This is a genomic window from Pedococcus sp. P1_H8 (assembly GCF_056405175.1).
This window is the reverse complement of record NZ_JBFUCP010000065.1, coordinates 1-606: the sequence shown is the minus strand read 5'-3', so window position 1 is coordinate 606 and position 606 is coordinate 1. Positions and strand designations below refer to the sequence as shown.

Here is a 606-nt window from a genome sequence, read left to right as displayed (position 1 = left end):
CCGATCGAGGATCCGATTTGCGTCGGCGCCCTGGAAGATCCGCTTGATCGGGACCTCGAGCTTCTTGCCGGTCCGGGTGTGCGGAATGCCCGGCGCCTCGACGATCTGGTCCGGCACGTGCCGGGGCGAGGCCTGCTCCCGGATCGCGGACCGAATCCGCTCCCGCAGCGCGTCGTCGAGCACCGCACCCTCGGCCAGCACCACGAACAGCGGCATCCAGTACCCGCCGTCCGGTTGCTCGGCGCCGATCACCAACGCCTCGGCGATCTCCGGCAGCCCCTCGACGGCCTGGTATATGTCCGCGCTGCCCATCCGGATCCCGTTCCGGTTGAGGGTCGAGTCCGACCGGCCGTGCACCACCACGCTGCCGCGATCGGTGACGGTGATCCAGTCGCCGTGGCGCCACACCCCGGGAAAGGTGTCGAAGTAGGAGTCGCAGTAGCGCGCGTCGCCGGGGTCGTTCCAGAACCGCACCGGCATCGACGGCATCGGCCGGGTCACCACCAGCTCGCCGACCTGCCCCCGGACCGGGCGCCCGGTCTCGTCGAAGGCGTCCAGCGCCACCCCGAGATAACGCGCGGACAGCTCGCCCGGCCACACCGGGAC

At 71.0% G+C, this 606-nt stretch carries 1 protein-coding gene; it reads right to left on the bottom strand.

The genetic code is table 11. The features are described from left to right. Window positions 1-606: AMP-binding enzyme (locus AC1DYG_RS18845; protein ID WP_477641399.1), on the bottom strand; the 606-nt coding region annotated here is incomplete at both ends.